Annotated in this window: 13 protein-coding genes; 2 read left to right on the top strand and 11 right to left on the bottom strand. The window is 64.4% G+C overall.

Annotated features, from left to right (window positions below; genetic code table 11):
• Positions 1 to 91: 91 nt before the first annotated feature.
• Together ribD and nrdR are read right to left on the bottom strand one after the other, a co-directional pair.
• A complete protein-coding gene (ribD, locus tag K5R33_RS02800; RefSeq protein ID WP_220747440.1) occupies positions 92 to 1,204 on the bottom strand; it encodes a bifunctional diaminohydroxyphosphoribosylaminopyrimidine deaminase/5-amino-6-(5-phosphoribosylamino)uracil reductase RibD in 1,113 nt (370 codons plus the stop codon).
• Positions 1,201 to 1,665: a transcriptional regulator NrdR gene (gene nrdR / locus K5R33_RS02795; protein ID WP_220747438.1), complete on the bottom strand. Its 465-nt coding sequence runs from the start codon at positions 1,663 to 1,665 to the stop codon at positions 1,201 to 1,203. The genes ribD and nrdR overlap by 4 nt, the downstream gene beginning before the upstream one ends.
• 169 nt (positions 1,666 to 1,834) lie before the next feature.
• Here nrdR and K5R33_RS02790 point away from each other — a divergent pair, with 169 nt between their 5' ends.
• Positions 1,835 to 2,671, top strand: coding sequence for a methyl-accepting chemotaxis protein (locus K5R33_RS02790; protein WP_220747437.1), 837 nt, complete (start codon positions 1,835 to 1,837; stop codon positions 2,669 to 2,671).
• A 546-nt stretch (positions 2,672 to 3,217) separates the two neighbouring features.
• Here the strand turns inward: K5R33_RS02790 and K5R33_RS02785 are convergent.
• From K5R33_RS02785 to dnaG, 6 genes are all read right to left on the bottom strand, one after another.
• On the bottom strand, positions 3,218 to 3,637 hold the full coding sequence (locus K5R33_RS02785) for a secondary thiamine-phosphate synthase enzyme YjbQ (protein ID WP_220747436.1): 420 nt from the start codon (positions 3,635 to 3,637) through the stop codon (positions 3,218 to 3,220).
• Between the two features lie 4 nt (positions 3,638 to 3,641).
• On the bottom strand, positions 3,642 to 4,154 hold the full coding sequence (locus K5R33_RS02780; protein WP_220747435.1) for a DUF4166 domain-containing protein: 513 nt from the start codon (positions 4,152 to 4,154) through the stop codon (positions 3,642 to 3,644).
• Positions 4,151 to 4,618, bottom strand: coding sequence for a thiol-disulfide oxidoreductase DCC family protein (locus K5R33_RS02775; RefSeq protein WP_220747434.1), 468 nt, complete (start codon positions 4,616 to 4,618; stop codon positions 4,151 to 4,153). Before K5R33_RS02775 ends, K5R33_RS02780 begins: the two co-directional genes overlap by 4 nt.
• 85 nt (positions 4,619 to 4,703) lie before the next feature.
• Positions 4,704 to 4,967: an HlyU family transcriptional regulator gene (locus K5R33_RS02770; RefSeq protein ID WP_220747433.1), complete on the bottom strand. Its 264-nt coding sequence runs from the start codon at positions 4,965 to 4,967 to the stop codon at positions 4,704 to 4,706.
• Positions 4,968 to 5,683: 716 nt separating this feature from the next.
• On the bottom strand, positions 5,684 to 7,672 hold the full coding sequence (gene rpoD, locus K5R33_RS02765; protein WP_220747432.1) for an RNA polymerase sigma factor RpoD: 1,989 nt from the start codon (positions 7,670 to 7,672) through the stop codon (positions 5,684 to 5,686).
• 86 nt (positions 7,673 to 7,758) lie between these two features.
• A complete protein-coding gene (gene dnaG / locus K5R33_RS02760; RefSeq protein WP_220747430.1) occupies positions 7,759 to 9,777 on the bottom strand; it encodes a DNA primase in 2,019 nt (672 codons plus the stop codon).
• 128 nt (positions 9,778 to 9,905) lie between these two features.
• Here dnaG and K5R33_RS02755 point away from each other — a divergent pair, with 128 nt between their 5' ends.
• Complete coding sequence (locus K5R33_RS02755) at positions 9,906 to 10,079, top strand: hypothetical protein (protein ID WP_220747429.1); 174 nt, start codon at positions 9,906 to 9,908, stop codon at positions 10,077 to 10,079.
• Here K5R33_RS02755 and K5R33_RS02750 read toward each other — a convergent pair.
• From K5R33_RS02750 to K5R33_RS02740, 3 genes are read right to left on the bottom strand one after another with little or no spacing between them, the layout of a single operon-like run.
• Entirely contained in the window at positions 10,076 to 10,585 is a 510-nt protein-coding gene (locus K5R33_RS02750) for a sarcosine oxidase subunit gamma (RefSeq protein ID WP_220747428.1), read from the bottom strand. The two genes, K5R33_RS02755 and K5R33_RS02750, sit on opposite strands and share 4 nt — an antisense overlap.
• Positions 10,578 to 13,496 carry a sarcosine oxidase subunit alpha family protein gene (locus tag K5R33_RS02745; RefSeq protein ID WP_220747427.1) on the bottom strand — a complete coding sequence of 973 codons (2,919 nt, stop codon included), beginning with the start codon at positions 13,494 to 13,496 and terminating at the stop codon, positions 10,578 to 10,580. Before K5R33_RS02745 ends, K5R33_RS02750 begins: the two co-directional genes overlap by 8 nt.
• Entirely contained in the window at positions 13,493 to 13,756 is a 264-nt protein-coding gene (locus K5R33_RS02740; RefSeq protein WP_220747426.1) for a sarcosine oxidase subunit delta, read from the bottom strand. The genes K5R33_RS02745 and K5R33_RS02740 overlap by 4 nt, the downstream gene beginning before the upstream one ends.
• Between the last annotated feature and the right edge of the window lie 41 nt (positions 13,757 to 13,797).

Raw genomic sequence — 13,797 nt, 5'->3', positions numbered from 1 at the left:
GCTTGTGGGAAGAGATCCGTCCCGCCGGGGCGTCCGTGTTAGATGTGGCAGCCGCCGGTGTCGGGCGCGCGATAGGTCGCAAGCAAGTTTTCTATGCAGACGTTTCTGGCCGGGTCCAACGATGCAGCACATCGCCGCCGAGGCTGCGACTGTCCGATAGACGGAGGCGAGGCGCCTCTGACAAATGGGCCAAACCCATGGCGCCCAGTGCGGGGCGGCCTTCGGCGCCAATGGCGGCGCCAGCGGTGTAGCAGTCCAGCCGATCCACCAGGTCGGCCGACAGAAGCGCCGCCGCAAGCGTGCCGCCGCCCTCGCAGTAGACCCGCGTCAGGCCCATATCCCCCAGGAGTCTCAGCGCATCCTCCAGATCCAACTGCCCCCCCTGTCGGGTTCGAACCACCAGCAAGCGCGCGCCGGCTTCGGTCAGGACCCGTCGCTTGTCCTCTGGCGCGTCGGGACCGTGGAGCATCCACACCGGGGCCGTGTCAGTGCTGCGCGTCAGGGCGCTGTCCGTTGGGACATCCAGGCGGCGGGACAGGACAAGCCGCACCGGTTGCGGGCGCGGTCCCAGGCCCCGAACCGTGAGGCGCGGGTCGTCGGTCCGTGCGGTTCCCGCGCCGACAAGAACCGCATCATGCTGCGCCCGTTGCCCGTGGACATGGGCGCGCGCCGTGGGTCCGGTGATCCACTGGCTTTCCCCGTTGGCCGTCGCGATGCGACCATCCAGCGTGGTCGCCAGTTTGAGGGTCACCAGGGGCCGTCCGAGCCGTTGCCTGGTCAGGAACCCGGCTTGAAGCCGCTGGGCCTGGTCCACGCAGACGCCCGTGGTGACGGCAATCCCGGCCTGGCGCAGCGCGGCCAGCCCGCCGCCATCCACCCGGGGATCCGGGTCTTGTTGGGCCACGACCACGCGGGCCACGCCAGCCGCGATGAGGGCTTCGGCGCAGGGCGGGGTTTGGCCATGGTGGGCGCAGGGCTCCAAGGTGACATAAGCGGTGGCACCCCGAGCGTGGTCGCCCGCCTGTGCCAGGGCCTGTGGTTCCGCATGGGGGCGCCCGCCGTCCGCCGTGCGAGCCCGTCCCACCATGCGCCCCTCAGCGACGATAATGCAGCCCACGGTGGGGTTGGGCCATGTCCGTCCGAGCCCGCGCGCGGCCAGGGCCAGGGCCGCATCCATCCAGCGGCGATCGTCTTCGGGTGTCACGATGTCGGGGTGGGGGGGCGCAGTTCGGACACGAAATCCTCGAAGTCGTCAGCCGCTTGGAAGTTCTTGTAAACGCTTGCAAACCGCACATAGGCAACGGTGTCGATCCGGGCCAGGCTTTCCATGACGATCTCGCCGATGGCCTTGGACTGAATATCCGTCTCGCCCATGCTTTCCAGCCGCCGCACGATCCCGGAAATCATCTGGTCGATCCGCTCCGGGTCGACGGGCCGCTTTTGCATGGAAATCCGGATGGAGCGTTCCAGCTTGTCGCGGTCGAACTCCTCCCGCTTGCCCGTTGTTTTGATGACCACCAAGTCGCGCAGCTGGACCCGTTCGTAGGTTGTGAACCGCCCACCGCAGGCCGGGCAGGATCGGCGTCTGCGAATGGCCACGTGATCCTCAGCCGGTCGCGAGTCCTTGACCTGAGTGTCCACGTTTCCACAGAAAGGGCAGCGCATATTACGTCTCCGGTGGCCCGAGGCCCCGCCATATGTGGCAGCGGGAACCAGTCCTTGGTGCGACAACACTGTGCCGCCCCATGGATGGTGTTGGCAAGGGTCAGACGCCCGTTAATCGGCCATTAAATCCGTTGGGCTAAGTCCGAGACAGTGCTGACGGAGAGATGCGATGGTCGCGGACACTGCCCTTGGACGTCTAGGCACCCTGTTGCGAACCATTCTGGGCAATGCGCAACGGGTCAACCGCGCCGCCCATCAGCGGCGGGATCAGACGCGTGCGGTTTTGGCGGATGTGGCGGGGGTTCAGGATCGGTTCGATGGTCTCCTGGCGCGACAGACCGAGTTAGGAGCCTACTTTCGTGGCGCAGGGGAGCGAGTGGAGACTCTCCAAAACCAGGCAGAGGTTCTGGGCCATCGGGCAGTGGCGGTGCGAGACCATATGGACAAGCTGCTCAACGACGAAGCGGCTTTGCAGCAGGCGCTTATTGACGTGGAGGGGCACGCGCGGGCCGTGTCAAACATTGCGCGCCTTGCTCGACTGCTGGCGATTAACGCATCGGTCGAAGCGGCCCGCGCTGGCGAGGCGGGGCTAGGGTTTGCTGTGGTTGCCCGAGAGATGCAGGCCCTGTCGGAGCAATCGAGCACCCGCGCGAAGCTGATTGATGACCTCATCGTCAAGCTGGCCCAGCAATTGGCGTCCATGCGGGATCGTGTGCTGGGGACGCAGGACCCGATGGAGGCGCTGATGTCGGCCAATGTGACGGTTGTTGAGACGCTGGCCACATCGCGGCAAAGTTCAACGGCGGCGCGGGCCATGGTCGAAGGTCTGCGAAAAGACTTGGATCGGGACGGGGCTGAGGTGCGTGGCCTGCTGCAACGGTTGTCCGAGTTGGACGACCAAGACCAAGCGGCCATCGACGGCTCGGCGGCCAATCAGCACATCGTCCGAGAGGCGCTTGGCCTGATCGAGCAGGTTGGTGGGCAGGATAGTCGCTCGGTGGCTTAGGCGGTGACGCGGAGTTGGGTCGGGCGTCCGCTAGGCTCGCAGGCCACGGCACGGCATGGCTGTCGCGTGGAGCGATCGGGGTGGTTGCGCATTGCGCCGGATGGTGGCCAGCGGCGTAGGGTAAGGGGCGCAAGTCGTCTGGTGGCGCGGGACGCGGGACGTCGGGATCCATTTGCAGGTGGCTGGTCGCTAACCGTGCCGTGCGCAGGATGTGATCGTTCGCGTGGCCCGTTAGGATGTGCTCGGGTCTGCGCTGTGGCACTCTCACGCTGGCGCCTTTGTCGTGACCGAGGTCTCAAGGGCCGTTCCTCGGTTTCCATTGGCAGCGCAAGGTCGAGCTGTAGGGGGCGGCAGTGCTCGCTTGGTTCAGGCTGGACGGGGAAGCCGCGTGGGGCGCGCGCGACGGTCCATACGACTGTGTTGGTCGGCTTTCTCGCCGTCAGTGCCGTAACCCGTCACTCGGCTGTCACCTTGGGTGCGGGATGCAGGCGCGCGTCGGTGAATTCAGCCGGGACCGCTTACGTCCGAAGTCCAGGCGTCGCAGAGCTATGCAACATCCCGCAAGAAGTGGGCGACCACGTCCCGGCTGTGCGGACGATCCCGGTGTTCGACCACGTAGATGCCCTGCCACGTGCCCAGAACCATTCGCCCATCGATGACCGGAATGCTTAAGTTGGTCGGCAGGAGCATGGACTTGATATGGCCCGGCATATCGTCTGGGCCCTCATATGTATGGGTCAGGTAAGCCATGCTTGGGTCCGTTGTCGGCGGGGCGAGCCGGCGCAGGAATGCGGTGAGGTCAGGCCGAACCTCTGGGTCCGCGTTTTCCTGGATCAGCAAGCTGGCCGAGGTATGGCGGATGAACAGTGTCAGCAGCCCGCTGCCATCGGGCAACCAAGCCGCAACATCGCGGGTGATCTCCGTCAGGCCGGGGCCGCGCGTTTGAATGGTAAAGGTCGTGTGCATGGGATCACTCCGGAGATAGGGTCCCGGCGTATCCTATGAGCAGACCAATTCCAGTGACATGGGCGGTCACGTCGAAGTGGATGCTGTCGCCGTCCGCCTCTTCGCGGCCACCACCGTGTAATACGGGCGGTAGGGGAAGGGGACCTAGCCGACTGCCAGTGACGCCCATGGTTAAGGCACGGCCGCTGACCGTGGGGCGCATCAAAAGCGTGCTGGGGCCAACGGTCTCCGCGATGTGCTCCGGTCCTGCTTGCCTCTGCCGCGTGGTGACGGTGTGGCCATCGAACGCCCTCTGCCAAGTCTCCGTGTCGCCATCGGCTGTGATCGTCAGGACGAGCGGTACGGGGCCTGAGGTATCAGGGTAGCCGGCAAGGCGCGCGGCACCTCGGGCCAGACGTGACCCTTGCCGCAGGTGAGCGGTTCCGGACCACCGCCCTGTGCCCCCGTGGAAATGGGCCAATGCCGTGGGCAGATGGCCAAAGGCATCGCCCATGACGCGCGCATAGAGCGACGTCACGCGGCGCGCGGCAGGTCGAGGAAGCGATCGCGCACCTCTGGGGTCGGGATCATACAGTGGTCGTAGCGGCCAAAGATGCGATACCGGCGGCGTGCGATGGCGTGGTACAGCGTGGAGGACAGAGGTTCGGGGACATATCGGGCGCTCGCCAGAACTCGCCAGGGCCAGCCGAGCGCCGACATCGCAGCAGCAAAAGCGTTGAGCCGTTGATGGATCTGGTTGTTGACGATGACGAGGTTGGTCTCAAAGTCATCGGTCGGCAGGCCCAAGTCACCATAGAGCGCCTGACCCAGGGGCGACTGCGCCGTCACGAAACGAAAGCGGCTCTGTTTGTCGTGGCGCAGGACAAATCGGAAGAAGCGTGAACAGAGGACGCATTCCCCGTCGAACACGATCACATCATGGCCCTTAAGGGCCTGACGGAGGGGCGGGGCGAGGTCAGTCGTGGGAATGGGATGGGGCATGGTCTAAAGGGAATTAGAACTGTGTGACCCAAACGTGGGGCGCTTCAGCGTCGTCTCAATGGGACCAAAAGCCTCAGGAGGCCGCTCAGTTGAAGAGGCGGTCGCCCAGGTGGTCAATCATCTGCTGTGCCTTCGCGATGGACGCGTCAGAGGCGGCATCCGCATCCCGCAGCGTATCCGCCCGGATCAGGTGATGGGTTTTGCCATCCTTCTCGATCATCGCACCGATGCGGTATTCGGCCCCGGTCTTCTCTGGTGCGGGCGTGATCTTATAGCCCTGGTAGTCCACGGAGGCGGGAGCAGGCGGCTCTTTTGGCCCGCCGCTGAAGAGTTTCTTTAGAAGATTCATGGCACGACGCGTCCTTTACGTACACCTGTTTGGAACTCGATAGGTTCCCTGTAGGAAATCGATCTCGATCATGTCTCTGTGCCTGCTGTCTAAGGCGACCAGGCTGTGGACGTACATGCCATAACTTCCTTCTTCGCCTGTCAGGGTGAGCTGGGACCCGTCAGACAGGCAATGCCGTAGGAGACGGGATCTGATAGGTACGAGGCGCCGGTGTCCATTGACCGCTACAAGACGCCAGCCGTCGCCCATTTTTTGAGAGACGGGGTAACCCATGAAGACGACCTCCGTCCTTTCAATCCCCTGGCCTGAAGAGAACCAATAGGGGAATGCCTCCAAAATCATCTCTTTCACTGCAAAGGCCATGATAACGACCAGAACCAATGCGTAAAAGGCTTTGCCATAGACTGATTTGACTTCACGTCTCGGGTCCGGAGCGGGCAAGGAAGTGTGTCGCGTTAACTCTAGTCGAAGGGACTTCGGCACAAGAAGGATAGCGGCGCAAATGGCTCCTATTGCCAGTCCGATGAGGTAAGCAGGCACCTTCCAGTATTCAATGTAAGCCGAGGACACGAGAAACGGAGGGTCCGACGGGCGAAGGAACACCGAAATGAAAAATGCCCCGACTATAAGAGAAAAGACAATGACCGATACTCTCATCCACGCCGCGACCACGCGCAGAAGTATCAGCCGTTGTGGTGTCGGCGTGCCGCCGTCGCTCACTGATCTAGGAACGACCGCAGCTTCCGACTCCGGCTTGGGTGCTTGAGCTTCCGCAGGGCCTTCGCTTCGATCTGGCGGATCCGTTCGCGGGTGACCGAGAACTGCTGGCCGACCTCTTCCAAGGTATGGTCGGTGTTCATGCCGATCCCGAAGCGCATGCGCAGCACACGTTCCTCGCGCGGCGTGAGCGAGGCGAGCACACGGGTCGTGGTCTCCTTCAGGTTCTCCTGAATGGCCGAGTCCAGCGGCAGAACAGCGTTCTTGTCCTCGATGAAATCGCCCAGCTGGCTGTCTTCCTCGTCCCCGATGGGCGTCTCAAGGGAGATCGGTTCCTTGGCGATTTTCATCACCTTGCGGACTTTTTCCAGCGGCATCTGCAGCTTGGCGGCCAGTTCCTCGGGCGTCGGTTCCCGGCCGATTTCGTGCAGCATCTGGCGACCTGTGCGGACCAGCTTGTTGATCGTCTCGATCATATGGACCGGAATACGGATCGTGCGGGCCTGGTCGGCAATAGACCGGGTGATCGCCTGGCGGATCCACCAGGTGGCATAGGTCGAGAACTTATAGCCGCGACGATACTCGAACTTATCGACGGCCTTCATCAGGCCGATATTGCCCTCCTGGATCAGATCCAGGAATTGCAGGCCACGGTTCGTGTACTTCTTGGCGATGGAGATCACGAGGCGCAGGTTCGCCTCGACCATTTCCTTTTTGGCCTGACGGGCTTCTTTCTCGCCCTTCTGGACCTGGTTCACGATGCGGCGGAATTCGGTTATGTCGACGCCGACGTATTGGCCGACCTGGGCCATGTCGCCGCGCAGTTCCTCGACCTTGGCACGGTTGCGGTCGAACAGGGCCTGCCAGCCGCGGCCGGGCTTTTCCATCATCCGCTCGACCCAGGTGGGGTCGAGTTCTTGGCCGCGATAAGCCTCGACGAATTCGCGGCGGTTGATGCGGGCCTGGTCGGCCAGCTTCACCATGCCCGAGTCGATGGACATGATCCGGCGGTTGATGCCGTAAAGCTGGTCGATCAGCGCTTCGATCCGGTTGTTGTGCAGGTGCAGACCGTTCACCAGTTCAACGATTTCGGAGCGGAGGGCCTGATAGGTCGCCTCCTCCTTGTCGGAGAAGCTGTCGTCTTCGTTCAGCGTCGCGCTGATCCGCAGGTCCTGCATCTCGGCTAGGTTCGCGTAGTCGTCGGCGATACGGTCGAGGGTCTCCAAGACGCGGGGCTTAAGCGCGGCCTCCATCGCGGCGAGCGACATGTTCGCGCCGTCGTCTTCGTCGTCGTCATCGTCGGAGCTGATCGGGTTACCGTCGGCATCCAACTCCTGCTTGGCCTCGGCCTTGTTGTCGTTGGCGGGCTGCGCGGTGGCAGCGGCGCCCACGACTGAGGTTTCGTCATCGTCGCCCATCTGGTCGCCGAAGGTCGTCTCGAGGTCGATAACATCGCGCAGGAGGATGTCTTCGGACAGAAGTTCGTCGCGCCAGATCGTAATCGCCTGGAAGGTCAGGGGGCTTTCACAAAGCCCCAGGATCATCGTGTTGCGCCCGGCCTCGATCCGCTTCGCGATGGCGATTTCGCCCTCGCGCGACAGCAGCTCAACCGAGCCCATCTCGCGCAGGTACATGCGGACGGGATCGTCGGTGCGGTCCAGCTTTTCGGCGGGGCCGTCCGTGGTTGCGACATCGCCACCCTTTTTCGAGGCGTCGACGACAGCGGTGGAGCCCTGGGGCTTTTCTTCTTCGTCCTCGGCTTCTTCGGCTTCGATGATGTTAATGCCCATCTCGGACAGCATGGACATCACGTCTTCGATTTGCTCGGAGGACACCTGTTCCGGCGGCAACACCTGGTTCAGCTGATCGTAGGTGATGTAGCCGCGCGTGCGCGCTTCCGCGATCATGCGTTTGACGGCCGCCTGGCTCATATCGAGGGAGATATCGCCCTCATTGTCCTGCTTCTGGTCGTCGGTGTCTTTGGCCATCTCTGACGCTCCTCCGGCGGGTGATTCCATATAATCCAGGCGAATTACGAATCACTAGCGCGAATCGTCGGGGGCCGCACCCCGAATCACCCGTCTTTGCGTGTCTTCCCTTTCGGCGTGGCCAAAAGGCTATCGTAGTGGGCCGCGTTGGAGGTTTCGGACAGGCTGTCCTCGGTCCCCTCTGCTGGTTTGTTGGCCGCTTCGAGCCAACGCGTCGACTCTGCCAAACGCCACGTTATCCCCTCGTCTGCGCCCTCAACGATATCCTCAATAGCCTCATGACGCTCCCGGTCGACCCCGCGCCGCGCTGCTAAACGGTTGAGGACGTCGAGAATGCAGCGTCTGGCCGTTTCGGAGGTGGCACCCGATTTGGCGATAGGTGAAATGGACACCTGGGGCTGAGCAAGCAAGCGATCAAGTGTATCTTCGTCTAAATTTTGAGACATTTCCCGTCGGACCGTCGCCGTATCGGCCCCGGCTGGGACATCCAACAGGGCCAGCGCGATGCGCGCGGTCTGATCTGTTGACCAGGTCATATCCTCCAGCGTGGCGGTGAACTCCTCCAGCAACGCGGGATGCAAAACCAACCCCGCAAGCGCCACCTGTTCCAGCACTGTGTCAGGGTTAAGGCTTCCTTGGGCGATGGGCGAATTTCGTGTGACCGATTTGGCCGGGGCTGGTGTGTGGCGGTCACGCCATATGCGAGGACGGGGCGTTGGTGCCGGGGTAGCGTCATAGACAGTAACGCCGTCGTGGGTTGGCGCGTCATAAGCCGTGGGGTCAAGCGTGGCTGACGGACTGGGGTCCAGCGAGCCGTCAAACGGTAAGTCAAACAGCTCTGTCCACTTGCGAGCCACTTCGGCACGATATTGTTTGCGCAGGCTGGAGTCCTTGATCCGGCCCAGCAGGCTGCGCAGGTCGCGGTCCAGCATGGCGCGGCGCTCGGGGCTGTCGAAGGATTTCCCCTCGATTTCGCGCGCCCACAGGAGCGACAGCATGGAGCGTGCGCCATCCAAGACGCGCTGCATCGCACTTGGACCCTCGGCACGGATCAGATCGTCCGGGTCTTGGCCCTGGGGCAGGACCGCGAAGCGCAGGGATTGTCCCGCGGCGATCAGCGGCAGGGACAGGTCTGCCACGCGCAGACCGGCCTTTTGGCCAGCGGCATCACCGTCCAGAGCGATCAAGGGCTCGGGCGTGACTTTCCACATCATGGCCAACTGGCGCTCGGTCACGGCGGTGCCTAGGGGGGCCACCGCGGCCTCGAACCCCGCCTGGTGCAGGGCGATCACATCCATGTACCCTTCGGCCACGACGAAGGGATGCCCCTTGCCCGCCGCCTGCCGGGCAGCCCGCAAGTTGTAGAGGTTGGCGCCCTTGTCGAACAGCTCCGTCTCGGGGGAGTTCAGGTACTTCGCCCGCGCATTGGGGTTCATGGCCCGCCCGCCAAAGCCGATGACGCGGTCGCGGGCGTCGCGGATGGGAAAGATAATCCGGTTGATGAAGCGGTCGCGCCTGCCGCGCCCGTCCTCGGTGACGGCGAGGCCCGTGGCCTCCAGCATGTCATAGGGGATGCCCTTGGCCGTCAGGTCTTGGATCAGCGCATCCGACGTGCTGGGGGCAAAGCCGATCTCAAACCGCTCCACCGTTTCACGGTGCAGGCCGCGACGGTCCAGATAGGCGCGGGCCTCGGCGGCGGCGCCGGTATTGAGTTGCAGCCGGAACCACTTTGTTGCCGCTTCGGTGACCTTGGCCAGTTCCGTGCGACGGTCGGCCACCTCGGCGGCCTTCGGGTCGCGGGCGGGCATCGGAAGCCCGGCCTCACGCGCCAGGATTTCGACCGATTCCATGAAGCTGACGTTTTCGGTTTCCTGCACAAACTTGAAGATGTTGCCCTTCGCCTGGCAGCCGAAGCAGTAGTAATACCCCTTGTCGTCAACCACATGAAAACTGGCGGATTTCTCCTGGTGGAAGGGGCAGGGCGCCCACCAGTCGCCTTTGGCCTGATTGGTCTTGCGCATGTCCCAGACGACCTTGCGCCCGACCACCTGGGACAGGCTGAGCCGGTTGCGGATCTCATCAAAGAAACTGTCGGGCAAACGCATCTCTCGAATATCGGTGCGCGGGGGGGCAGAGTCCAGAACGGCCCGTGTCCAAATGTGGCCACCGAAATTTCGCGGGACGGTCGTGGCGGCTCCATCGGCGTTTCACTGAGCCCCGCCATGACACGCATATGAATTGGTTGGTGAACATGCGGGCGCGCGCCTGCGACGAGACGGGCAGTGTGCCATTCCCCGTGATCGTCATGGTTGTGGCCCTGTTGGGCCTGGCGGCGACAGTCATCGGTGGTGTGACCATGGGCGTCGAGACCTCGTCGGTCTTCGACGGACAGGAACGCCTGCGTTAGAGCGTCTGGCGGGCGGCAAGACCGCGCATGGCACGTTCAATGTCGTGAATCGCTGATCCCGCCATGGAGCGAAAGACCCAGATGTCGAAGATCTCGGCGTCGCGCCTATGGAACAGCGCGTTCATGTGGCCCAGCAGACTGCGCGCCGTGCGGCCCGGTTTGAATATGGCGGGGTTCAGATCCAGCGGCGTGAGGCGCGATAGGACCTGATCCACGCCAGGCCCCTCTAGGCGCAGGATGGTCCAGGCGTCGGATTGATCGGTCATTGCGACCTTGTCCAAGTTCGCCGGGGGTGGACCGAGCAACATCCCCTGGTTGCGCCCGGACCACAGCAGCAGACCGCCGAGCATCGCCTCCGCCCGGCCCGGGTCTGGGATCGCGATGGCGGCGCCGCGCAGGGGCATGAGTGACGTGATCGCCTCCGGTCGATATGTGGACAGCCGGACGTCGCCATGGTGCAGCGGTAGCAGGTCTTCGGCTGGATCGTGGGCAGTGAGGTCAGTCACGGGCGCGTCCCCCGTCCGGGTCCACGTGGACGGGGGCCGTCACCTCGACCTCGCACCGCTGATCGCGCAGGTGATCGACCATGCGCAGCCGCTCCCCCAAGCGGGCCCGACCATTGCGCAGGAAGCCAAGCCCGATGGACCGACCGAGGGTCGGGGAGTGACAGGCGGAGGTGACATAGCCCTGATCGCTCTCAGGCCGCAGCGGCGTGGTCAGGCCAAAGAGATGCGCCCCAGCGGTGAGGCTGCCCCCGTCCGTGGCGCGCAGGCCGACCATCTCCTCCCGGTCGGTCAGGAGGGCCGGGCGGCGGCTGGCATCTTTGCCGATGCAATCCTTCTTGGCGGAGATCATGCGGTCCATCCCAATGTCGAAGGCCGTCACGCGGCCCGTGATTTCGGCATGTGTCACGAATCCTTTCTCGATGCGGAGGACGTTCAGCGCCTCCATCCCATAGGGGCCGCCGTCCATGTCCTCGGCCCGCGCCACCAGATCTTGCCAGAGCGCCGCGCCATATCGGCTGGGCACCGCGACCTCATAGGCATGTTCGCCACTGAAGCTGATGCGAAACAACCGACCGGGAACGCCAAGGATGGTTACGGTGCCGCAGGCCATGAAGGGGAAGGTCTCTGCCGTGACCGGCTCCGCTACGACGGATTGCACAAGGTCGCGCGCTTTGGGGCCTGCGACGGAGACCTGCGCCCAGGCTTCTGTTGTCGAGAGGATGGCAACGTCCCACTCGGGGTGCAGGCATTGGGTGACGAACTCCAGATGTGTCATCACTTGACCTGCGGCGGCCGTGGTCGTGGTCATCACATAGTGCTTTGGCCCCAGTCGCGCGGTGGTTCCGTCGTCCATGACGTGGCCGTCTTCGCGCAGCATAAGGCCATAGCGCACGCGGCCCTCCCTCAGGGTCGAAAAGGTATTGGTATAGACGAAGTCCAGCAGCTTGGCGGCGTCGGGCCCTTGGATGTCGATCTTTCCCAGGGTCGAGACGTCGGCCACGCCGACCGACCTTCGTACCATGGCGGCTTCGCGCGTGCAGGCCGCCAGCCAGTCTTCGCCCGCCTTTGGGAACCATCCGGGACGATACCAGAGGCCGGTTTCGATCATCGGCGCGCCCCGGTCGCGCATGGGCTGATCCGCGGTGATGCGGCGTTCGGGGGCAAAGCCCGCGCCGGTCCCGCCCGCGCCCATGGCCCCGATGGGGACGGGGACGAAGGGCGGGCGAAAGGTCGTGACACCGGTCTGGTGAATGCCACGCCCTGTTGCGTCGGCAAGCACGGCCAAGGCCCCGACATTGGAGTTCTTGCCCTGGTCCGTGGCCATTCCCTGGGTCGTGTAGCGCTTCATGTGCTCGACCGAGATAAAGTTCTCCTTGGCCGCTTGCCGCACGTCCTTAACCGTCACATCGTTCTGAAAATCCAGCCAGGCGCGGTGTCGCGCGGTGTCTGGGGCCTCGACGGCCAGAGGGGCGATTTGACGGGGGGGCGTCTCATCGGCGGTCGGTATGTGGATGCGAACCCGTCTGCCGCCGAGGGCTGCGAGCGCCGCCTTGGCGATGTCCCGTCCCGTCTCAAGCGCGCCGGAGGTCGTGAAAACACCGGCGGCGGCGCCTGCCACCGACATGCCAGGCACGGCATCGGCGGTGGGCACAAAGGTGGCCAGGGTCGCATCCCACGTGGGGCGCGCGCCCATGTGACACGTCAGATGCACCGTGGGGTTCCAACCGCCCGACACCGCCAGCGCGTCGCACGCGACCTGCCGCAAGCCGCCGTCCGAGCGGATGGTGATGCCCGTGAGACCGAGGCGTCCCTGGGTCGAGACCACCTCGCCCCGGATTGCGCCCGGTGGCGCGTCGGCGCGCGGGTCAATGACAGCCGCAACCTCCACGCCAGCAGCGCTGAGGTCCGTGGCCGTGCGGTGGCCGTCGTCACAGGTGGTGAAAACCGCAATCCGTTGGCCAGGGGCCACGCCCCATCGGTGCAAGTAGGCCCGCACCGCTGAGGCGAGCATGACGCCCGGGCGGTCGTTCATGGGGAAGGCAATGGGCCGTTCCAGCGCGCCCGCCGCCAGCACGCAACGTCGCGCGGCGATCCGCCAAAAACAATCGCGCGGCAGGTCAGGGTGGGGGTCGGCGACGTGGTGGCTAACCCGCTCCAACGCGCCATAGGTGCCGCCGTCATAGGCGCCCGTGACGGTCGTTCGGGTGAGGATCCGGACGCCTTTTGCTTGCAGTTCGGCGGCCATGGCCTCGGCCCAGGCGTATCCAGCGTGACCATCGATCTGTGTGTCTTCGGTCAGGAGCCGTCCACCCAGGCGGTCGCTCTCATCGGCCAAGATCACATCCGCCCCCGCCTCCACGGCGGTGCACGCCGCCATCAGCCCGGCGGGTCCGCCGCCCACCACCAGCACGTCGCATTGGGCAAAGGCCTTTTCTTGTTGCCACGGGTCTGCGCCCCCTGGGAGGGCGCCCAGCCCAGCCGCGCGCCGGATCACCGGCTCATAGAGCTTTTCCCAAGCGGCTTTGGGCCACATGAACGTCTTGTAGTAGAACCCCGCCCCGAGGAAGGGCGCCAGCAGGTCGTTGGCCTGCATCACGTCGTATCGGAGCGAGGGCCAGGCGTTCTGGCTGCGCACGGTCAACCCATCAAAGACCTCCTGCACCGTGGCACGCGTGTTGGGGATCGCGCGCGGACCCCTATGAACCGTCACCAGGGCGTTCGGCTCGGCGCTGTCCGCGGTCAGGGGGCCGCGCGGACGGTGGTACTTGAAGCTCCGCCCCATCAAGCGAATGCCATTTGCCAGCAGAGCCGAGGCGACGGTGTCCCCGTGAAACGCTTGGATCGGCTTGCCGTCGAAGGTGAACCGCAGGGGACGGCCGCGGTCGATCAGGCCCTTGTCGTCGATCCTCATGCGGTGTCTTCCCGCGCGAGGCGCACCGAAAGGATGTCATGGGTGACCGTGTCCCGCTCCACCAACAGCCAAGCCCCGCATCCTGATCCATGGTGCCAAAGCTCCCGTGTCAGACCCGCCGGATTGTCGCGCAGGTGCAGGTACGCATCCCAGGCTTCCGCCGGGGCGCCGGCGGGGGGGCGGTGCAGATAGGTCTCATGGCCGAGGTAGGTGAACTCACGCCGGTCGCGGTCACCGCACACTGGACAGGTCAGGCGCATGGGACGGGACCTCGTTTGACGCGAGCCAGCGGTGCGGAGGC

This window comes from Jannaschia pagri (genome assembly GCF_019655435.1).
Classification (GTDB): domain Bacteria; phylum Pseudomonadota; class Alphaproteobacteria; order Rhodobacterales; family Rhodobacteraceae; genus Jannaschia; species Jannaschia pagri.
This window is presented reverse-complemented; position numbering and strand designations above follow the sequence as displayed.

Bases quoted from the DNA above. Each gene is read 5' to 3' on its own strand.
- K5R33_RS02745 (WP_220747427.1), bottom strand. From the start codon at position 13,496: ATGAGGATCGACGACAAGGGCCTGATCGACCGCGGCCGTCCCCTGCGG.
- K5R33_RS02790 (WP_220747437.1), top strand. From the start codon at position 1,835: ATGGTCGCGGACACTGCCCTTGGACGTCTAGGCACCCTGTTGCGAACC.
- rpoD (WP_220747432.1), bottom strand. From the start codon at position 7,672: ATGGCCAAAGACACCGACGACCAGAAGCAGGACAATGAGGGCGATATC.
- nrdR (WP_220747438.1), bottom strand. From the start codon at position 1,665: ATGCGCTGCCCTTTCTGTGGAAACGTGGACACTCAGGTCAAGGACTCG.
- K5R33_RS02740 (WP_220747426.1), bottom strand. From the start codon at position 13,756: ATGCGCCTGACCTGTCCAGTGTGCGGTGACCGCGACCGGCGTGAGTTC.
- K5R33_RS02785 (WP_220747436.1), bottom strand. From the start codon at position 3,637: ATGCACACGACCTTTACCATTCAAACGCGCGGCCCCGGCCTGACGGAG.
- K5R33_RS02775 (WP_220747434.1), bottom strand. From the start codon at position 4,618: ATGCCCCATCCCATTCCCACGACTGACCTCGCCCCGCCCCTCCGTCAG.
- K5R33_RS02755 (WP_220747429.1), top strand. From the start codon at position 9,906: ATGAATTGGTTGGTGAACATGCGGGCGCGCGCCTGCGACGAGACGGGC.
- K5R33_RS02770 (WP_220747433.1), bottom strand. From the start codon at position 4,967: ATGAATCTTCTAAAGAAACTCTTCAGCGGCGGGCCAAAAGAGCCGCCT.
- dnaG (WP_220747430.1), bottom strand. From the start codon at position 9,777: ATGCGTTTGCCCGACAGTTTCTTTGATGAGATCCGCAACCGGCTCAGC.